Below are 21,514 nucleotides of genomic sequence, written 5' to 3' on the forward strand. Positions count from 1 at the left end.
TATCTAATTATGAATTCCACTTTGCACTATATCCTCCCCACACAAGATATGAGAAACACATAGATCAATTCCACGGGAGGAAGAATCGGGTTATCTCCATGCTCATCTACCTCAATGAAAATGGAAGCCCGGTGACGGAGGAGAACTGAAAATATATGAGCCAGAGGGTGACACTACTTTAATTGAACAACTTGCCAAACGACTGGTTATGTTTAAGAGTGATAAGGTAGAACATGAGGTTTTGCTTACCCAAACACCGCAAAAAAGTATTACGGGATGGCTTTTACATCAGCCGGCTACAATTGGGCACTTTTTTTTAAAGCGGGTTCACGGACAAGTTCCAATACCAGATTATTATAGCCAGAATTGCTAACAAAGCTACCCAAATTCCAATGGCAATGCGGGTAGCCTTTTTTGCTTTTTCGACCTCCCACCAGCTGCGGGGCTGAATGCCCTGCACCAAGAAGGTAAGTATTCCAGCCAAGTTAATACAAATAAGGTTTGTGGTCGTAAGAATCACCGAACCTATTGCCAAATTTGTATATCCTGCCCCCAGTAACAATCCCACGTTAACCAGCGGCGGAAGCAAGGCAACCGCCACCATCACACCTACTATTGCGGCAGGTACACCTCGAGTATAAGCCAACACTCCAGCGCTACCTGCAGCCAGTGCGATGGTGATGTCACCCAGATTCACATTTGTTTTATTAATGAGTTGCTGCGATTCAAGATCGACCTGCATCACTAATCCCATTAGAAAAGCCAAGCCCAATGATGCAACTATTCCAGCGACATTGGTTTTAAGGGATTGCCATCCCAAATCCAAATCACCGAGTGTTACTGACAATGCCATGGAGACGTTAGGACCCAAAAGCGGAGCAATAACCATCGCTCCGATAATGACAGCAACATCATCACGAACGAGTCCAACCCCTGCAACAAGTGTTGATAACAACACCAATCCTACAAACACAGTATTCAACTCGCTTCCGCTGGCAACATCAGAATAAAGCTCTTCACGACTAATTCGCCCAATGCTTTTTCCCTCCGATTCGTCCTGCTCCTCATGAGAATCTTTTTCATCCTCTTCCTCTTTAGGTTGCGGCAATGTTGCCTCTACCTCAAAGAGCATGATCCTAAACCCTTCCACATGCGAAAACTTTTCGGCAAGTTCATCGGTAAGAGCTTCCGTGCGATTGGCATCCACCAATATCCGCAATATTGAACAGCCATCCTCCAAATTGTCGGACCAGACGCCAAATACATCTTCCTCTTCAACAAAAGTGCGCGCTTCTTTTGCAGTCTCGGGCGGAGCAATAAGCTCCAGCATGCGGTAATTCATTTGCCAAACTTTTTTGATAATTTGCTACAGGGTACAAAGGAATTCGAAAAGTAAAAAATGAATATTTAAATAACCTCAACAACTAGATTACATAATCGTAGTAATGACTTAATTGTTAAATTTCAATCATTAAAAACGAATGTAAAACTCAATTTTTTTATATGAATGCTGAAGAAATAAGAGCTACAATTGAACATTTTTTTGAGGCAATGGATACCCAAGATCTCAAGGTAATGAAAAAGCTCATCCCTAAAACAAATTCAACTGTACATATAGGAACGGATAAAGGCGAAATTTGGAAAGGATGGAAAGAGCTCAATAATGCTACGGAAGGACAGTTTGAAGGGCTCGAATATTACAAGGCAAATATTCGAGAGTTAACGTTTAATGTTGCAGAATCCGGAGATGTAGCCTGGTACTTTCACAAACTCGATGCCAAAATTAAATCGAATGGCAGTATTACTCATTGGAAAGGGGCACGCTTTACCGGCGTTTTGCAAAAAATTGACGGGCAGTGGGTAATGGCGCAAACACAAGTTTCAATCCCGGAATCAACCTGATCCTAATTTAATTGAGCGTAAATTTTTCGAGATTGTCCTTATAATTTCTGCTCATTCGAAGGGTCTTCCCGTCGCTTAAAATTACTTTTGAATCTCCGGAAAACCACGGCTCTATTTCTTTAACTTCATTGATATTTACCATCCATGATCGATGAATGCGTACAAACTGAAGTGGATTTAACTTTGACTTCAGGTTCTTTAACGAACTTCTGATCATGTATGACTTTTCAGGTAAATGGAGCTTTAAGTAATTACCAGAACATTCGATCCACCGTATTTCAGAAACATCGACAAAGATATTTTTGTCTGAGTTTTTAACCAAAATGCGATTTAAATACGGTTGTTCAACTTGCCCGTTTATTTTTTCCGCTTGTTGCTTATTCTCCATTCTTTGTCCCCTTTTATTTTAGCATTTACTTATTTGATACGAATATATTGCCTAACAGTTATTCATTTTGATGCAAATACAGTTTATCATCTTCTCGGATGTACTCGATTGATAAGTCGAGCGAATCTGCAATTCGTTCTAACGCTCCCAGCAGTGAATGGTCAGCTGTTAATGTAAACCGATACTGTCGAAGTGAGTCCTCCTCAAGTTCAATATCTACATCATAATTGCGTTCAAGATATCTAAGAGCAACAAACAACCTGTTGTTGACAAATTTAATTTTCGGATCCTTCTTCTTAACGCTGCTGTGTCGTACTAATAACGGTTTATCAAAGTTTACTTTTTCTAAACTATCTTCTTCCCGTACAGAATCTTCCGGTGCTTTAAATCGCAAAGTGGCCGATTCATTTTCTGCCAGATCAAGTGGCTCCAATCGTTCATCCTTAGAAAAGAAACGAACTTTCCCTTCATCTACTTCCACAATTACTTCTGGCTGATCAGGATAAGCCTCAACTTCAAACTTTGTTCCCAGAACCCGGATAAATGAATACTCTGTATTTACAACAAATGGACGAGCGAAATTATCTTTAACCTCAAAATAAGCTTTGCCTTCCAGGCTAACACTTCGGGCCTCCTTCTCAAATCCTTTTTCAATAATTAGCTCACTATCAGCATTTAAACGAACACTCGATCCATCGGCAAGCGTAACGGTCGTATCTGAGCTGGATGACGCCACTACTGTTTTAGGATACTTTGAGGTAGTTTTTTGGTTGATTTGCTGTTGCTCTTGCTCTAAAAAGAACAATACAACAAACAGTGATAATATTATTGCGGCAGCAATACCCATCCATCTGTGTATTACATTACCTGTAGACTTCTTCTTGTATTTTGAAGGATGATTGATATCAGATTTAATATGTGCATATAACTCATTAGAAGGGACTTCAGGATATTCGAGAACATCTTCAAATGTTTTAGCAACTCTGATGTCACGATCAATTTCAGTCTCCAAGAACTGCTGCCCTTCATCCGTCTTTAGCCATACCAATACCTTTTTAGCTTCAGCATCGGTACATTGACTGCTGAGATATTTTTCGAATAGTTCTTTATCCATGTAAATCTTTCAATTAATACTTCTGTCTTCTCTTCTATAACTTAGTACACCTGCCAGCGACAAAAGTATTATGGATTTTTTTAAAAAATTGAGAAAGGCTACTCAAAAGAGAGTTCGGTATGCTCTCCAAGTTGCTTCTTAATAAATTTTGATGCTTTATAATATTGTGATTTTACCGTATTTACCGAGATATCAAGCTTCTGAGCAATCTTTTTATTTGATTTCCCTTCCTGCATTTTAAGTTCAAAGATCTCTCTTTTCCCCTCCGGCAACTGTTTCAAAAAGAACTCAAATACCTTTTTATAGTTTTTGAGCGTTAGTTTAGCTACCGTTTTATTCTGTGATACCGGCTTCAAATGAGAATACTGTTTATTCTTATCTTCGTCTCTCTTTTGATTCCTGATCATGTTCAACACATGATTCTTTGCCATTGTAAATAAAAATCCCTTAAGTGATTGCCCGGAATCAAGTTTTTCGCGGTAATCCCAAAGCTTGATAAAAACATCATGAACAGCATCTTCAGCCTGCGGTTTACTTTTCAGATATTTGAAAGCAATTCCATATACAGGCCTATGATATTTTTCATAAACTTTACGAAAAGCCTGCTCGTCTCCCTCTTTAAGGTTTTCTATAAGATCACGATCGATATCCTGTTTCATAAAACTGGTTACATCCCAAAGTTCAAATACAAACCATAGCCCCTACTTAAAACTTTGTAATAAAATAAAAATCCTACAAAACCATTGTTCGATTTAATTTTTACACGACTATAACTATTCCATGTTACAATTTAAGATCTGCAACCAAAACCATGAGGTCCTTATTGAAAAATGTGTAAAAATACAAAAGCCCAACCCTTTGGAGGTTAGGCTTTTACTAATCTGTTGTGGAGGTGCGGGGAGTCGAACCCCGGTCCGAAATGGTTCTTAAAAGTCAATAAACCAATATTTTCCGCTACTTGTCAGCCAGTGCTAACACATTGTTAAATCTATGATAGGCAAATTGACTATGCAAATCCTATAATTTCTTATCGTAAACCTACCTACTATTGTCGAGAGAACTATCCTCTTTTATGATGCTTAATCTTTTCCTCAGAAATAAAATACAAATCATTATGTGACCTTGAACAAGCAACGTACAATTTATTTTTAGTTACTGGACTTAACTTTTCAAGCTTTCCCTTTTTATAAAATCTTTCTGTTTTTTGATTCAAAACAACACAAACATTTTCATATTGGTTTTCTCCCTTGCAGTCCCCCCAGTTCCTTGAGTAACAATCGTATTTATAATGTTCTTGGTAGAAAAGCTTTACAATTTGATCATCTTGATAAAGGTCCTCAATTTCTTCTGCTGTTTCAATATATTCAACTAAAGTAGAATCTTGTTTGTGAGATTCAATTTGAATTCCCAGTTGATTATTAATGAAACCACAAACTGTTGGACTACATCTCCAGCTTTTCTCAAGTTCATCTTCGTTAACCTCAACTCCCAGAGCTTCAAATTCTTTTAGATATTCACCATAATCCTGATGCAAGTTCTTGTTTGTATTACCATCGCGACTTGTATCAAATGTGTGTTGGTAGAAGTCACCAACAAGTTTGACTTCTAAGTCAGTGGTTAAAATACTTTTTAAAAGGTTAAAGTCATGTCCTGCAAAATCTTGAATCTCATCTATATAAAGAGCATCATAATATTTTTCTATCCTTCGGTTAATATCTTCTAAAACATCAAGCTCTTCCAATAATCTGGCAATACGATTATGATATAACCTCCTATTTTTTGAAACATAATATTCAATCTGATTTGCTTTGGTATACCTCTTACTCGGGGGAGGATAGTCATAAGTTATACCTCTTGGTTTAATCTTATAACCCAAAAAAGGATTAAAACAAAAAGCGTATAGAAATGGGAAGTAAGTATATAGGTCTATATTCTCGGGTAAGTGGTCAAACTTTTTTGCTATTTCATGTTTTAAATTTCGATAATTATTAATCGTATAAGTTATTACCAAGTAATTCTTCTCAAGATCAAGATTCTTAATTATATGAGTTGTTTTCCCTGACCCTGCAACAGCTGATATTATTGATTTATCCATTCTATAGCTTCTTCAATGTATTGAGGAGTAGAGAGCTCATCTCTTTTGTTATCAAGTATCTCAAAAGCAGATTCAGTTTTGTTAGCCAACATATACTCTTGTACACTTAGTGTCCGCCTTCCTTCAGCGAACAAGTCATCACAGAGGCTTTCATTTTCCTTATAAACAGCCTTTTCAAATGTTGAAACTGAGTTATCTTGGTCTGCAAATACCTTAGCATTTTCACTCAAATAATCAGCATATCTTTCTTCGCAATTCACTTGATAGTTGCCATCATTATCTGTGATAACAGCAGTTTTAACACCAAGCAAGTTGGAAATTTCTAAATACCTCTTAAAACTGGTTCCCCCAACGGAAATAATATGTATATCAGTTTCCTCGATATCAGTTGAAGTAACCTCTTCAAAAAAAGCTTTTAATAAAATAAACTCAGCATCTCCCTCGACTAACAAAACCTTTTTCGATAATATAAATTCAAGAAGGTTATTATTAGGAGCCTTCATAAAAAAACGGGCTGTATCCTCACTTAAGTCATCTAAAAGCACATAGTCTGTACTTAAACTATTTAGCAAAATTGCCCTTCTTAAATCCAACCTGCTACTTATTAAACTATTATGAGTGGTTATGAACAACTGCTTAGTCTCCGAATCATGAATCTTTTGAATAAGTTTCTTCATGTTCGTATGACTGAGGTGATTTTCAGGCTCTTCCAAAAGAATGGTATCTAAATCACCCTCATTTTTTTGAAGGGCAAAATCGGTTTTTATAAAGCATTGTTTACCTTTGCCTTTATTATCAAGCGCAATTTCTCCCTCTTTAATTGTAAGATCATTTTCGAGATTAGACTTAGGCCCTGTATCTACAGCAAAAGAATAATCCCCTTGAATTCTTGTGTTTAGTTCTGATAACTCTTCTCTCCTAAACTTGTCTTTGTAATTTCGGTATTCATTTTCATGTTTATTCTTCTCTGCATCTTCAGTATTAGTTGAATAAATCGTCTTTATATATTGTCGTTTAGCATAATCACTACTTATTAAGGAGTTATCAATAAGTAAGTGTTGCATATACTTTCTATAGCCTGAATATGATTTGCCAGCAAAAGTTTTGAAAGTTATAGAGTAAAATTCAAAAGGAAAGTTATCTACCTCTTGATCAAGTATTTCAGCTATTTCAGAGCTCAGATCTTCTCTTGGCTCACATAAAAGCTGTAAACCGTGAGTATTTAAATCGCTTGAATTATACTTGCCCTCTAAATCCTTATTATTTTGATCATTCAAATATAATTCGACAAATAATATCGGCAAATCCGCATACTCTTTTTCTGATTCTAAAAATTCATTAATAGTATTTTTATTAAACAAACTTTCTAATCCATACCTCTCGACCTTACTTCGACTTCCACTCAAAACCAAGTCAATAGCTGATACTAATGTACTTTTCCCAGACTCATTATCTCCAATGAACAAATTTAATGTTTCATTAAAATCAAGTGATAAGTTTGGAAACCTTTTGAAATTCTGAAGCTTAATTCTCTTAATGATCTTGTCCATAAATGATCTTGTTTTTTAGTGATATGTTCATAAACGTTAATAATTATGATAGACAGATGCACATCACACATTTATATTCAGTCACCAGCATCTTAAATTATTATCGTATCATTACACTAATTGAGACCACAATTTGATATAAGACTCTTGATAATCTATATAGAGAAGTGGGGACTCGAACCCATCACTAAAATCCTTCTTCAAAAGCTCTAAACCTACCTTCCAATAGCTTCAAGAATTAATGCTAACAAATTGTTCAATTTAGAAGGGCAAAACTACCATTCTAAGCTATCTAAGACCTGTCTCTTAAAGAATTCAATTATATCTATTATGCTAAGTCAATGGTGTTGAGGGAGATTATTAGCTGATTAATACAAGCGCTCGAACAGTTCTTTTTTTGCGAGCCTCGTAATTCTTCTCAAAACTTAACAAGCCCAAGCAATAGTTTTCCGTTAGCTTTCTATTGATTAAACTACTGGAAGGTTTACTTCTAATAGAGAAATACTTGTTCCCATTACCCCACCGATGGGTGTAAGGGGTACGTTGGGGGTCCGAATGTCGCTCAGCACAGTGATAGTACCGTTTTTAATGCGTGAGCTATTTTGGCCCCACAATTCATCTATCCGTTAGGTACTTAATAGAAGCCTAACGAATTAATTACATTATGTCCTCAACTAAATTGCGAAGTTCGCAAGAATGGAAAATGACGAAAGGGCTCGCTCTGAATGCGAACCCTTCGTAGTTCAACATCATATGTTATTCTGAGTTTAATTATACCTGAATTCAGCCTGATTTAAGGGTAAATTGCTATATACGTTTACAGTAGAATCTTCCCTTAAGAGTCTGGCTCTTCCTACCGCCTGTATTAAATCAGCCTCAATACATTGAAGTTGTAGTTGTGTTAGCTCAGGATGATTAAAGCTATTGAATTTGAACTCAAACCCATTATATCTGACTAAATTATACTCAAAATTGACTTCTGTTTCGTCAAAATCTATACCTATAGCTTTTGCCCTTAATAGGTATAGGGCATTGGTTTTGTGAGGGGTTCCAATCACATCAAGGTTGAAACCTTTCAAGTAGTCATGTCCCCTCAAATTTCCGAAATGCATTAAATCGTCTGCCTTTGAGATATCTTCCTTCTTTCCTTTGAATGTAATTGCAGCGTCTCCAGTAAGCTTGTCATTTGCCTCCTCAATAGAGCCTTCAAGGCTGGTTTTACTGTAGCTTTTCTTTGTATGCTGAATAATATTACCTGTAATCTCAATATTTGATAAGTCAACCACCTTAACCCGTTCGCCATACAGCTTTTTATAAATCATTGGACTACAAGTCGCGCTCATGATGGCAATCTTTTTATCCTGAGGCAGTTCTTTGCGAGAAATATAATGTAATTCTCCCTCGTTTTTATAGACATAATCAGCATTAATGAAGCCCACTACATCAAAAGAAACCTTACTTTCGATTAACTCTTCTTCGATATCTGATAGCTCTAACTTGCAATCGGGTATCTTCTTAATACTTTTTTCATCCATCCAACTACATTGACTATATAGCTCATCAAAGAAATTTAAATAATTCTCTTCAACGTCTAATAATAGTAGCTTGTTTAGCTGATTTAATGTAGTGCTTTTGATAGAAAGTACATGCGAAATTGGATCTTCATCAAAGATCAACGTATTGTGATCATACTCATTACAGACGCCTCTTGGATGGGTAGTAAGGACAGTTTTCTCAGTGTTATATGTTCTATTATGTTGACATATAAATCTGGAAGCTTTATCCCTATCTTGTTTACTATTGGCATGATGTCTTAACCAGACGAGCAATCTAAATTTTTCATTACTCAGGCCAGCGTTGTGATAGAATTCAATCTCTTCATTTCGAGTTGAGTTCTCAAGACTGGGCGTTTCAGGTGAACAAACATGATCGGCTTTCATCTTATCTGAAACCTCGTCTTTAAGAGCATGTGTTGGTAGTGCTATAGTTACTCCTTTTGCCTCAAGTAGATGGCGGGTCTTACCAAAGCCTGCAGGACATTTAAAAAGGTAGATACTGTTACTTTTGTCTTTTGAAAATGCCTCAAACTCTTCCTTAAATTTTTCTTCCGCTTCTGAAAGACTCATCAAGTCAGGCTTTTCTAATTGCCTAACATAACCTTGTGGTTTTCTTACAGAACATGCTATAGTATCATAACGATGATCATTGGTATGAGGAGAGTATTGCGCGAGTGGCATCGGCTCAAAATAACCACCTTTCAATCTTCTATTCTTCTTTCTTAGATATTTTAGCGTGTTAAAGTTCGTATTGGAGTAATCTGTATTACCGTCATTGTTATGCCTTTGCATGATCTCTTTCATCCATTTAAAACCCCCAGAAATCCAATATAAATTAGAGGCTAAACCCAATAGTTTTATTTGATTCAACTGCTCTCCTTCAGCAAATTCTCTAAGAATTTGGACCTTGGAACACGCTTCTTCGAAGTCAAATTTATTACTGTTCTGTTTTTTTCTCTTTAATTCTTTGAACCAATAACCATCACAGTTTTTGAATGGAGTATTTTCATCCAAATGGTCAGTCCTACCATAATTCTCTTCAATTGAATGTATATCGTCTATACAATTGATGAAGCTCTCTTGATCAGGGAAATATCCATTTAGAATTTTCAGTTCGTTGTCTTTTATAAGAGTTTTTGTGCTCATATTTCTGAAGCTTTTTCAATTTGAAATTAACATTAAACTCATTGCAAGAGATCGCTCCCGAATGAGTTCGAGGTCCTAATAAAAAAGTTGCCTCATCCAATCCAATGAGAATTCTACAGGGGTTTGGAAAAAAATCGTATATCTCAGAACTGGTTTAGAAAAAGGAACTTGATATAGTATATGATAGGTCAAGGTTGTTGAGAATGGTGTAATGCCCATAAGCTTTGTTCAACCTTGTAAGAGTTATTACAATAGATGCGTATCCTTATGTATAGTTATTATAAGTACACGCTTTTGTTGAATTTCACTTATCGAGATGTTGTCCTTCGGTTTTTGCAAACGCCAAACATCCTCCCAAACCTATTGATCCAACAAGATGAAATGTACTTTTTTGAGTAACAGTCAACCTACATATTCAAAAGAGTATTTTTCTGGACAAGAGCATTAGAAATGTACGTTCTATTTTAGATAAGTCATTGGTTGTGAGGAAGTTAGTTACTGAACGTAAGTGTTATTTATACTTGCAAGTCATTACAAGAAATGCGTACTCTTATACAATTAATATAGAAGTACGCTTTTTATGAAAAGCATAGAACTCTAAAAAGTTTAACTCTCCGTACAGCTGAACCTCTCCATCTCACACCTATTGATACCAAACATATAAAGAAGTGTTTTTTTTCTAATCGTACACTGTTTGTATTGTACTTAACTTACTTTAGTACCGTAAATTAGAAATGGTAAGCTAAAGTCGAATTTTTCTTATCCAGAGGGGGAATTGCGAGCCTCGCAATTCAACTTTTACAGTAGCTACTTTTCAAAGTTAAGTCAAATTTTTGGCTTTTTAGCTCTCCATTGGTTATTTATCAACTTAACATTCATGCGTGCACACCTAATGCGCGATTGCGTTAGGTGTTAAATAGAAAATTCAGCATGTTCACTTTTATTTTAAGCTTATTGATTTCAGCAGGATTTTATAAGCTCTTAGAACACTTCTTTAGCAAAGAAAAAGATAGTATTAACAAAACGTTGGGATCGTTGGCTTTCTTTTTCTTCTTAACTATTTACTACGGTTCCGGCTATTTTGGGTTTAAAATACCTGGCTCAGTATTTGAGAGAAATGAATACAAAGCAGTCGTAGAATTAAAAGTCAAAAATGAAAACTCGATCCGACTTATTGATGGCAAGATCCAAAAATCTATTTTCAAAGGAAGAGAACAAAGTTACAGCCAATATTATCTACTTTACTTAGAACTTCCATCTGGTCAGAAAAAATACTTTACAGAAAACAATCAATTACTCGGGAAAGCTTTGGAACTTGAAAGCTATGTAAATTTGGAAGATGACTCAGGGGATAACTGGAGTATTTGCTTACAACCTCTTTTGCCCTACTATTTATGGATGAACAGGTAAATTAACAACTAAACAGTGTCATCAAGTGAATGTCCTCACCTATTCTTGCCCGCTTCCTTTCCATTAGTTAACCTTCAGTTTATAAACAATTTCAACACGTTGGTTCCTTCAGCTTATGCGCAATGTCATAATAGATATTTAAATATTCATCATTATGGAATACAATTATCAATACATAAAAAACCTAATCGCTCATAAAGAAGAGGAATCTTTAAAGCTGGAGTTCAAAAACACAGAAGCACTCAAGAACAAAAAGGAAATGGCTAAAGATGTATCTGCGATGGCTAATTCAGCGGGAGGAATTATTGTTTATGGGATAAATGAAGTTGACCACAAAGCGGACAATTTATCTACTATTGATGGCAATAAATACAACAAAGAGTGGTTTGAAAATGTGTTGGTATCAAACATTCATCGCCCAATTAAAGATCTCAAAATTCATCCCATTAGATTGGAAGGAAAAATCTCAAAATCTATTTATGTGATTGAAATTCCTGAAAGCGAAGACACTCCACATATGGCTTCTAATAACAGATATTATAGAAGGCATAATTTCCAATGTATTCCTATGGATGAATACGAAGTCAGGGCATTATATTTTAAAAATAAAACGCCTGACCTCTACATCTCATCAATGACAAATAAAACATCTGTCGAAATTGAAGAACATCACGGTCGAAAAATAGCCTTTAGTAAACCGAGCTTCCAGATATATAATGAAGGAAATGGTATTTCTTTAAATCACAAGATTGTTATTGAGATGAATGAATTAGATAAATATACCATCTCTGTAGATGCATTGAGAAGTAAAACCTCATTATCTCAATCATTAAATGAAGATAAGAGTCGGATAATATCTATTTATGACAAAACACCAATATTTCCAGAAGAACTAACAAGCATTGGTGATTTTAAATTTGGTTATTTGTTTGATGAAATCAGTAAAGAAAAAGAGACAGATGAGAAAAAAATAAAGGTCAAAATTTTACATGAAACTGGTGTAGATTCAATGAATCTGAGTTTATATGACTTTTACAGGAATACAGACATTGAAAAATACATATAGTCACGCATTAAGCAGGATGCCCCCACATTCTCTTACTTTATCTTGCGAGACTCGCAATTAAGCTTTATCAATAGTTACTATCGAACATAAGTCAAAGCTTGTGAGGAGTTAGAGCGCTTGAAATTTTGCGGTTAAAGCGCTTCAACCTCTTAATGCACAGTTAGCAGACCCCTATTTATAACTGCTTCTATGAAGGAACTTTTTTAGCAGTATCACCATCCTCAACAACATTGATCCATCCAATATTATACTTGTCACATATCTTAACCAGTTGGCAAGAGTACACCGATTTTATATTTGGCCTCAAAATTAGTACAATCGTTAGTAAATAAACTTTATGCTAAGACATTGATCAATGAGAGAAGGAAAGCATATCTTCTTAGGATTTCTAATTTTATTTATTAGCGTAAGCTGCGGAAAAGATTACAAAGTTATTGAAAAGTTTCCTGAAAGTATGCAAGGAGTCTGGAAACAAGAGTATGAAGATATTTATTGGAAAATTAACTCTAATAAAATATATCTAATAGATAAAACTACTGAGGACACAGACACCACAGTTATTAATACTGATGAGATCAGACGGACAGGTAGAGCAAATTGTAAAGACTGTGCTAATTGGGGAATAGAAATCGTAATTCAAGATGGATCAAAAAGCTGGCGAAATTTCTATTTAGATAACTATAATGAGCTAAAGAAAAATTTTGATGAACTCTTAGTAATCCCATCTATGAAAAGTTCACACGACAATCAGAGAACTTATTTCAGTAAAATGAGATTAAATAGGATTTACAATCCAAATTAAATTTTTAGCTACGGCCGAAATATGAAAAATAAAATAGAGCTACAAAACAAAAGATTGGATTTAAATACGATAAATAATTTCCATCAACACTAATAAAAACATTTCATGTTCCGCATTATTTTAGGAACTATCGTGTTAAGTTCCGCCGCTATAAATTTGGTTAATCAGTTTTCAATCAAGCGTTGGATGATGACCCTAATCCTAATTGGTCTTGCTGGGTTATTATATTTTATCAATGTTTTTTTAATAAAATACTACATCAAAAAGAATGCACCCACATTATGGAATAAAAAAGAAAGTATTTCAGGTATACAAAATTGGGAATTAACAGCTAATACTGGAGTCGTTCCGAATTGGGTTTCGTGGTTAGGGATTTTATCTATATCAGCTTTAATAACTGCAATCGTACTTTGGGTTATTGCTTTGCTATAAAAAGATGCCACATAAACTCCGCATAATAAGCACCTTACACTTTCTTATTATCTGCTGCTACTGGCTTTTGAACTCTTCCTTCATTACTTAGTAATTCAATATTTAGTCGTACCTCTGTCATCAAGGTCATAGGTTATTTGCAAAATAAGCTGAAAAAAACTCGCTATTTGGTATTTAAAATCATTAAGAATCAGTTATGGAACGAAATTGGATTGATAAATACTTCTGGCAATTTATCATTATCACAAGCATAGTAATTACTGTAATCATAAATCTCATCAAAGGTTTTCCAGTAACCACCTATCCTGAAGAACCATATTTTCAGATGCTTGGAAATATTGGAGTAATCTTACTATTCCCCTACATGATTATGATTCCTTATCTAATATACCAGAAAATGAAAACAGGCAAGATACCGCAAGAAAAATTTCACAACTGGTACTTTGGCATCTGGTCCACATTTATTGTCTTTTGGATAATCGGAACACTTAATTGATATGCAATTTTTATTATATCAGTTACCACTTATAAAATTTAGCTGGTAAAATTGCGAACCTCGCAATCCAACTTATGCAGTGGCTATTTATAAAGTTAAATCAAAGATTGTGAGGAGTTAGAGCGCCTGAAATTTTGCGGTTAAGACGCTTCAACCTCTTAGTACATAGTTTGCGACCCCTCTTTTAACTGCTTTTAGAATGGGGAATTTCCTGAGCGCTTGCCCCACTTCTTCCAACACCTTGATCTATTGAACTACTTTAGCTTTGAATGAAAACAAATATAAATGGATATTATCTGTACATATTATTCATTTTGAAAATCCACTTTTGAATCCCTGAAGTTTCTCCCAGTTGTTTTAATGATACACATCATATATTATGAAAATTGATTGATATGAATAAACATAGGTTAGCAAGCCTCTAAAAATTGAACCTCATTAAGATGATGAAATCCAGATATTTTTTACTCACTCTTTCACTTTGTACTATTCTATTTTGCTCATGTTCGAAAAGCGATGATCCAACAATAGCTATTGAAGGTGTTGTTGAAGATGCGCAAGGAAATCGAATTTCAAACGCAAAAATTGCTTTGACATATCATCTTTCTGGTTCCAATCCTGATACAGCTTCTAATGACGGGGTAGGCATCCAATTCCAAGTAGCGTCTGAGCAAAATGTGACCCTGAGAATTAAAGACAGCTCTGACGATTTAGTAACTACGTTAATTGACGAAATTAAACCTGAAGGTATTTATCGCTATTCTTGGAGTCTGAGGAATGATGAAAACCAGTTTATTACAAGTGGAATCTATACCTATGAGATAATATTTGGTAATAGTGACAATTTTGAGAAGAAATTGTTTTTAAATATCGGTCACTACGATGCCTATTCTTTTGAAGAGGTTTCATATTTAGCCAGAACTGATGAAAATGGTCGATTCAAAATCAATAAAAAAGATCTGGTTTTCGACAATCCCTCACTTGATGAGCTTTCTTTAGAAGGCAATCTTAGTAATCAGCTCACGATATGGGCAATTGACTCTGAAATGGGTGTTGCGTCAAATTCGGATGTATTTTACGATGTTCAGAGTTCGGAAATCCAACAAACAAATATCACCTATTAATCCAATGGTCCGGCTTGCTAACCCGCGCATTAACGCGGACAGGCCTCGCCATTCCTTTGCCTTCCTTTCATTTATTAGTTAATGTTTCGTTTTAAAACTAATTCAACGTTCCGGCGCCTGCCGGTTATGCGCAATGTCGTTAGCCGTACAACAACGTAAACTAAATTTTAAATATGTCATTTCATCTGAGAGTACTCTTATTAACAGTTGCTTCCCTCTTTTTCATTACAATAAATACATTTGGCCAGTCTCAACAAAGCTTCGTTGACTCTACATTTTCAGCATACATGGATAGTGCCAGTGTAGATCTAAGAGAACATAGTTATTCAGACAGCCTCCAAAAGAAATATTCTGACGAGTTCTATCAATATTTTGTACAACATTCAAACACAGAAACAGGTCGGCAAGCCTTATGGAGGGCATTTCTATTATGGGGCAATTTGGGAGAAGCTAAAAAAATGGATAAGGCGATGACTCAACTTGACTATGATTCAAAAATCTGGCGTCAAATTATTATTCCGATAAGTAATGGATATCACCTTAGCGATCAAAAAACAAGGAAGGATTATATTGACCTTCTTGAAAAACTTAAGACCAATTTAGTTGACCCCGAAAGTAAGTCTGAAGTACTTTTTGCTTTGGCTCGACACTACAACACCAAAAATAACAATAAGAAGGTTATAGAGCTGGCCAGAGAAATGATCGAAATTAACGCCAACGATTTCTATGTGGAAAAAGCATTAGGTTTTCAACATGAAGCAGAATCATTAGGTATTGGAGTTCAGGCTCCAAATTTCAGGGCAAAAACCATTCAGGGAAATAAAATCTCGCTTTCTGATCAAAAAGGAAAAATTGTAGTGCTTGAATTCTGGGCAACCTGGTGCGGTCCCTGTATGCCTGACATTCCACATCTTAAATCAATCAATTCCAATTATTCAGAAAATGATGTTCAAATTATTGGTGTTTCGTTAGATACTGATAGTGAAAAACTGAATAGGTTTGTAAAAGAGAGAGAAATCAATTGGCCTCAGATTTTGCAATCCCAAAGATGGGACGATGAAATTACTCAGATGTACAATGTTTATGTAATTCCAAAAAGCTTTGTTATTGGTCGGGATGGCAAGATCGTTGCTAAAAATATACGTGGAGAAGAACTTGAAAAAGAAATTGCTAAGCTTGTTAAATAATAAGTTGTCCGGCTAACCCGCGCATTAAGCGGACACGCCTCGCCGTTGGTTTAATCATTGCGAATCTCGCAATTTTGAAAAAGCGGGAGCCTAACATGACTCCCGCCCTATTTCTCTACTCATTTGAAGCTATCCTATCACGAAGCTTTTTCATATCAGAACTGATCTTTGCATTTGTGACTCGTGCGTAGTGAGATGTCGACCGTCTATCACGGTGTCCAAGTAAAATTTGTACCGTTTCTAATGGGATGTCATTATCCAAAGTAACTGATGTTGCAAAAGTATGGCGACCACAGTGAGTCGTCAGATTCTTTTTGATTTCACAACACTTGGCAATCTCTTTCAGGTATTTATTCATTTTTTGATTTGAGATTACAGGCAGAAAGTCTGGGCACTCTACATATTTATCATAGATTTCTTTGGCTTTGCTAAATAAAAGAAGGTGAGCTGGTTCATTCGTTTTAGTTCTGTTTTGTTGTAGCCAGATATCCCCTTCATTGTCTTTGTAGAAATCAGTCTCCCTATCCAAGCTTGCTAAATCGCTATAGGCAAGGCCAGTGTAACAGCAAAACACAAAACAGTCGCGCACTCGCTCTAACCTCTCACAATCACTGAAATCATATTCCTCGATACGTTTCAACTCATCCATTGTAAGATAGGTAGGCGTTTTCTCCTTTTTACTCATATTAAAACCATCGAAAGGATCACGTCTGATATAGCCTCTTCTTAGAGCAATGTTAATGATCTTCTTAATGTGTTTCAGATATTTGAAGGTGGTATTGTGGGAAATCTCTTTCTCCATTTTAAACCAGTGCTCTAAGTCCTCAACAAACTTTAAGTTGAGTTTTGACAAATAGATATCACTCTTATTGTATCTATCATTTAGAAAGCTTTTCGTATGCTTTAGCATTGTGCAATACTTGGCATAGGTAGCCTCAGCAACCTCTCCCTTATCTGCTAATTCTTCCATTTTTTCGTTGTGTTGATTGAATAATTCAATGAATGAAATAGCCTCGTTCTCCCCTTTCATTTCGGACAGAAGACGTTCAAGAGTTACGACATCATGTTGGTTGATCAGAGCATTTTCAGCCTCTCTAACTTGATTCTCAATAACACTGAGGGTTTCATTGATAGAGTTAGACTGTGGATGTGAAGAACTTACTCTCTGGGTATCTTGATTCCAGTATTGGCTATCAATTTTCTGACCAGTCGAGCGAGTTGACTTTTCTCCCTCAACACTAATGCGAGCATAAATTGTGGAAGAATTATTGCGGGTAAGCAAGTAAAAATAGACGTTACTTTTGCGTAACATGTTCGAGCCTCTGTTAGCTTTATTTGCAATTTGTGTTAAAAGATGTGCTAACACATTGCTAACAAGTAAGGCTTAAAACTAAGCATGTGGACTCCGAAGGAGCCACTTTTTGAGCGTCTAAAGGCCGATTACAGCCTTCAGAACGGTCTCAAAGCGAAAAAAGTGGAGGTGCGGGGAATCGAACCCCGGTCCGAAATGGTATATCGTTCAAGCATCTACATGCTTAGTTGCCGTTTAAAGTTCGCCTGAAGCTTCGCCCGGCAACAGGCAACTTCAGACTAGACTGTTAAAGTTTTACGCAGGTTCGACAGTCAACGAAACCTACGCTATCCTGTCATAATCGGCGCTCCATTCAGCACTGACAGGCAAGAAGCTGAAGGAACGGCTAAGCTGCGTTACGCAGCTAAGCTATAAGAATAGTTGTTGTCAACTACATTTAATTGCATGATGATGATTTACGAGTTCATCGCTCAAACTCGGCATGCAGCCTGCGATTTTACTCACTCCGTCGAATCCATTACACCCCCAATAAATCAAAGAACAGCAATCTTTAAAGAACGTTTCTTGTACTCCTCATGTTTCACTTTATATAACAAATTAAAGCGAGGTAAAATTCAAACTATTTTACGCCAAAGTCAATGTAACAGATTATAATTATTTCTTATTGATTTCTATTACAAAGTTCGATAATCTACTTTTAAAAGGTATAACTTGATGGACTTTTTACCGTTATGAAAAAAACACACCTTCTTATTTTAGCAGTAAGTTTTCTCACTTTCGGTTGTATCACCGGCAATCAAGAAAGGGGAAATACTCCTCCGATAATGGATATTAGCATTAGTTACGTTAACGAAGAAGGAGAAGATTTATTGGAACCAGATTTTTTTCGGTTTTACAACATCTACTATCTGCAAAAAAATGAAGACTCCGGAGAATTTGAACGTATTAAAGCAGGTAAAAACCAACATTCTTTTTATTTAGATCAAGAAACCAATCGCTATGCACTTCGTGTTTTTCCCAATCGGGAATTTATAGACGGAAAATCCACCACGCTAATCGAAGATCATCGTGATAATAAAGATACCCTGCGCGTGCAAGGATATAATGAAGGTCGCGGCTCAATAGCCGAGCGTATCTGGTATAATGGCGAGCTGGTTTGGGAAACAGCACCCAATCCGCCAAGACGTTATTTCACAATCACTAAGTCCAGCTTATAAAGTGCATATCATTTAATAACCTTTTCTCCAGCCGGTTCTCGCAAATTATAGTTCGAGCTCATCACTTTTCCGTAGGCTCCGGCATTTGCAATCAAAATAACATCCCCCTCTTCTGAATTGGGAAACAAGCGATCAATACCCAGCTTATCACCTGATTCACAAATAGGTCCAACGATATTTACAGTCTGATTGGTAGGCTGCTCTAACTTTGAAAGGTTAACAATGGTATGCCGAGCGCCGTAGAGAGCCGGCCGGATAAATGAATTCATCCCTGTTTCGATACCTACATATTGCATTTCCCCTTTCCCTTTCAATTGTGTTACCTTACTCAATAATACACCGGCGGTAGCAACTAAAAATCGTCCGGGCTCAACCCATAGATCATACTGCGGATGAGCTTCTTTAAACTGCTTCAGTGATTTATCAACCTCTTCGATATCCAGGATGGCCTGAGTTTCATTTTCTTGAATCCCAAAACCACCACCCACATCCAGTATGTCGACACCACCAAGCTGTTCAGCAACGTTATGCAGAATCACAGCCGTATCTTTCCATGATTGCGGATCTTTAATACCGCTTCCTATATGAGCATGCAATCCCTTTACAGATATCTCATGCGCTTCAATCAATTCTTTTAGTTCGTCAATCTCAAAGCGAGGAATCCCAAATTTTGATTGCACACCGCCGGTTTTAACATGCTCATGGTGCCCGCCACCATGGCCGGGATCAATCCGCAGAAAAAGCTCTTCTCCCTTAAACAGACTTGGCCATTTCTGCAGTGTATAGATATTATCGAGCGTCACGTTAACGCCCCGTTCCAGTCCCTTTTCATACTCAGATCGGGGAGCAAAATTGGGAGTAAACAGTATTTTCTTGGGATCGATATCAGGGAATAGGTCAAACACTTTTTCCACTTCTCCAATCGATACACACTCAAAGCCAAAACCAAGTTTTCTAAATGTTTTTAATATCTCATCATTCGCATTGGCTTTCATCGCGTAGAGTCGAAATGATACCGCATCCAGATTTTGTATAAACCCTGCGTATCGTTTAACCGTATCCAGATCATAAACATAAGAGGAACCGTTATTCTGCATAATTTCCAGCAGTTGTGCGCGTTTTTCCCTCCACCAGTCCTTTCCATCTTCTTTTACCTCATCACTCTCCTTCATCAACTGCGACCAGGTTGGACCAAACGAATCCTGCTTACCCGACTGTAAAATTACTTGTTCGTGCAGCTGACGGACCAATCGATCGGCTTGCTTGCTTTCCACCACAAAAGTAAAGTTAAGATCATTCGCTGCCTGACTCACCAAATAAACCTGGTGTTCCTGAAAGACCTCAAAGGCCGAACCCAGCTGATGCAAAATAGTACGAATGCGACGTCCCAAAAGACTTACAGCTGAAACAGATTCAATGACTTCAACATGGCAGTAATTCTCCAGATCCTGCACAAACTCATCGCGAATATCCTGGAAATGATCATTCAATCCCGGATCAAGGGAAACCGTAACGTTGGACTGCGAAGTGGATACCAGATCAATAGACAAACCAAAATGCTTAAACACCTCAAAAGCATCCGCCAAGAAACCAACCTCCTGCCACATACCCAGCGAATCCATACTCACCAGAATTACATTATCACGAACGGCAATAGCTTTCACAATTGCTTCATCATCAGAACCCTTGGCAGAAATTATTGTACCGGACAATTCAGGCCTCAACGTACAGCGCACATGGATAGGGATATTATGCTTGCGAGCAGGCATTATACTCCGCGGATGCAATACCTTCGCCCCATTTGTGGCAATTTCCTGGGCTTCTTCGTAACTAAGATGATTTAACAACCTCGCAGAAGGCACAGCATGCGGATTAACCGAAAACATGCCCGGCACATCAGTCCAAATTTCTAACCGTTCTGCTCCAATTTTGGCAGCGAAATAGGCTGCCGAAACATCCGATCCGCCGCGACCCAAAATTACGGTTTTATTTTCCGAATCACTGCCGATAAATCCCTGTGTAACTACAATGGGACCCGCCTTATCCAGCGCATCAGCAACTCCTTCATCATAATCAGTGGTGCTAACCGCAGAAATAATCCGTGAGCGTTCGGTGGCATTTTTACGGATAATCGTTTTTATCTGTTCCCGTGCATCCATCCACTGAACACCATCCAGGGTTTGTTGCAGGTAGGCACTGCCCAATTTAGTTGCCATCAGCTCCCCCATCGCCAAGAGCCGCGCCTGAACCCGGTAGCTTGCTTCACCGATCAGCTCAATCCCTTTTACAATATGTCCCAACTCCTCAAAGTCATCAGAAAGCAGTTCTTGGGCAGCAACGTCCAGTTCTCGACCTAAATCAAGATGCTGCTCTTTAATCTCTTCTACCTTTTTGAGAATAATTTTATCAGACGGCGTTTCAATAATTTCTTGAAGTGTATTCGAAACCCCGCTTAAAGCAGAATGCACCAGGCACACCCTGTAGCCATCATTGCGTCGTTTTTTAACTTCCGATGCAATTTTTTTCCAATTCTCCAGTGATGATACACTGGTGCCCCCAAATTTTAAAATAATCCATTTCGAACGTTCGCTGGTCATATTGTATTGATACTAACTGAAATTCTTGTTTTTACTCATATAAATAGCCGTAAAGATAATAATCTCTGAAACCGTTTTTTGAAAAATTCAGAAACTAATTTTCGGTGAGTCTTTTTATTC

17 protein-coding genes, 1 other RNA gene and 1 pseudogene are annotated in these 21,514 nt (G+C 36.9%); 9 read left to right on the top strand and 10 right to left on the bottom strand.

Annotated elements, in window-relative coordinates:
• Positions 1-26: 26 nt before the first annotated feature.
• Positions 27-373: pseudogene (locus tag U5J89_RS15855) on the top strand (2OG-Fe(II) oxygenase); the annotation flags it as partial.
• Here U5J89_RS15855 and U5J89_RS00640 read toward each other — a convergent pair.
• Positions 317-1,342, bottom strand: coding sequence for a TIGR00341 family protein (locus U5J89_RS00640; protein WP_322573670.1), 1,026 nt, complete (start codon positions 1,340-1,342; stop codon positions 317-319). The pseudogene U5J89_RS15855 and the gene U5J89_RS00640 sit on opposite strands and share 57 nt — an antisense overlap.
• Positions 1,343-1,503: 161 nt before the next feature.
• On the opposite strand from U5J89_RS00640, the gene U5J89_RS00645 reads away from it, so the two are divergent.
• A complete protein-coding gene (locus U5J89_RS00645) occupies positions 1,504-1,902 on the top strand; it encodes a nuclear transport factor 2 family protein (RefSeq protein ID WP_322573671.1) in 399 nt (132 codons plus the stop codon).
• 7 nt (positions 1,903-1,909) lie between these two features.
• On the opposite strand, the gene U5J89_RS00650 is transcribed toward U5J89_RS00645, so the two are convergent.
• The 6 genes from U5J89_RS00650 to U5J89_RS00675 form a co-directional block, all read right to left on the bottom strand.
• Complete coding sequence (locus tag U5J89_RS00650) at positions 1,910-2,290, bottom strand: LytTR family DNA-binding domain-containing protein (protein WP_322573672.1); 381 nt, start codon at positions 2,288-2,290, stop codon at positions 1,910-1,912.
• Positions 2,291-2,348: 58 nt separating this feature from the next.
• Positions 2,349-3,404, bottom strand: a complete 1,056-nt coding sequence (locus U5J89_RS00655; RefSeq protein WP_322573673.1) for a FecR family protein — start codon at positions 3,402-3,404, stop codon at positions 2,349-2,351.
• A 98-nt stretch (positions 3,405-3,502) separates the two neighbouring features.
• The gene (locus U5J89_RS00660) at positions 3,503-4,063 is read right to left on the bottom strand and encodes an RNA polymerase sigma-70 factor (RefSeq protein WP_322573674.1); all 561 of its coding nucleotides are present in this window, start codon (positions 4,061-4,063) and stop codon (positions 3,503-3,505) included.
• Positions 4,064-4,464: 401 nt separating this feature from the next.
• On the bottom strand, positions 4,465-5,499 hold the full coding sequence (locus U5J89_RS00665) for an AAA family ATPase (RefSeq protein ID WP_322573675.1): 1,035 nt from the start codon (positions 5,497-5,499) through the stop codon (positions 4,465-4,467).
• Positions 5,484-7,049 carry an ATP-dependent nuclease gene (locus U5J89_RS00670; RefSeq protein WP_322573676.1) on the bottom strand — a complete coding sequence of 522 codons (1,566 nt, stop codon included), beginning with the start codon at positions 7,047-7,049 and terminating at the stop codon, positions 5,484-5,486. The genes U5J89_RS00665 and U5J89_RS00670 overlap by 16 nt, the downstream gene beginning before the upstream one ends.
• Positions 7,050-7,816: 767 nt before the next feature.
• Positions 7,817-9,751: a hypothetical protein gene (locus tag U5J89_RS00675; protein WP_322573677.1), complete on the bottom strand. Its 1,935-nt coding sequence runs from the start codon at positions 9,749-9,751 to the stop codon at positions 7,817-7,819.
• Between the two features lie 930 nt (positions 9,752-10,681).
• Here U5J89_RS00675 and U5J89_RS00680 point away from each other — a divergent pair.
• The 6 genes from U5J89_RS00680 to U5J89_RS00705 all read left to right on the top strand — a co-directional run bounded on the left by U5J89_RS00680 (position 10,682) and on the right by U5J89_RS00705 (position 16,268).
• Positions 10,682-11,161, top strand: a complete 480-nt coding sequence (locus tag U5J89_RS00680; RefSeq protein ID WP_322573678.1) for a hypothetical protein — start codon at positions 10,682-10,684, stop codon at positions 11,159-11,161.
• A gap of 154 nt (positions 11,162-11,315) precedes the next feature.
• Positions 11,316-12,227 carry an ATP-binding protein gene (locus tag U5J89_RS00685; RefSeq protein ID WP_322573679.1) on the top strand — a complete coding sequence of 304 codons (912 nt, stop codon included), beginning with the start codon at positions 11,316-11,318 and terminating at the stop codon, positions 12,225-12,227.
• Between the two features lie 355 nt (positions 12,228-12,582).
• Entirely contained in the window at positions 12,583-13,029 is a 447-nt protein-coding gene (locus U5J89_RS00690) for a hypothetical protein (RefSeq protein ID WP_322573680.1), read from the top strand.
• 105 nt (positions 13,030-13,134) lie between these two features.
• On the top strand, positions 13,135-13,461 hold the full coding sequence (locus U5J89_RS00695) for a hypothetical protein (protein WP_322573681.1): 327 nt from the start codon (positions 13,135-13,137) through the stop codon (positions 13,459-13,461).
• Between the two features lie 939 nt (positions 13,462-14,400).
• Positions 14,401-15,081, top strand: coding sequence for a hypothetical protein (locus tag U5J89_RS00700; protein WP_322573682.1), 681 nt, complete (start codon positions 14,401-14,403; stop codon positions 15,079-15,081).
• A 173-nt stretch (positions 15,082-15,254) separates the two neighbouring features.
• Positions 15,255-16,268 carry a TlpA disulfide reductase family protein gene (locus U5J89_RS00705; protein ID WP_322573683.1) on the top strand — a complete coding sequence of 338 codons (1,014 nt, stop codon included), beginning with the start codon at positions 15,255-15,257 and terminating at the stop codon, positions 16,266-16,268.
• A 115-nt stretch (positions 16,269-16,383) separates the two neighbouring features.
• Here U5J89_RS00705 and U5J89_RS00710 read toward each other — a convergent pair whose 3' ends face one another.
• Entirely contained in the window at positions 16,384-17,580 is a 1,197-nt protein-coding gene (locus U5J89_RS00710) for a site-specific integrase (RefSeq protein ID WP_322573684.1), read from the bottom strand.
• Between the two features lie 160 nt (positions 17,581-17,740).
• Positions 17,741-18,107: a transfer-messenger RNA gene (gene ssrA / locus U5J89_RS00715) on the bottom strand.
• Between the two features lie 297 nt (positions 18,108-18,404).
• Between ssrA and U5J89_RS00720 the strand changes: the two genes are divergently transcribed.
• Complete coding sequence (locus U5J89_RS00720; RefSeq protein WP_322573685.1) at positions 18,405-18,797, top strand: hypothetical protein; 393 nt, start codon at positions 18,405-18,407, stop codon at positions 18,795-18,797.
• Between the two features lie 8 nt (positions 18,798-18,805).
• On the opposite strand, the gene U5J89_RS00725 is transcribed toward U5J89_RS00720, so the two are convergent.
• Positions 18,806-21,394, bottom strand: coding sequence for a bifunctional aspartate kinase/diaminopimelate decarboxylase (locus U5J89_RS00725; RefSeq protein ID WP_322573686.1), 2,589 nt, complete (start codon positions 21,392-21,394; stop codon positions 18,806-18,808).
• Positions 21,395-21,514: the final 120 nt, after the last annotated feature.

The sequence above is a fragment of the Fodinibius sp. genome (assembly GCF_034521915.1).
Classification (GTDB): domain Bacteria; phylum Bacteroidota; class Rhodothermia; order Balneolales; family Balneolaceae; genus Fodinibius.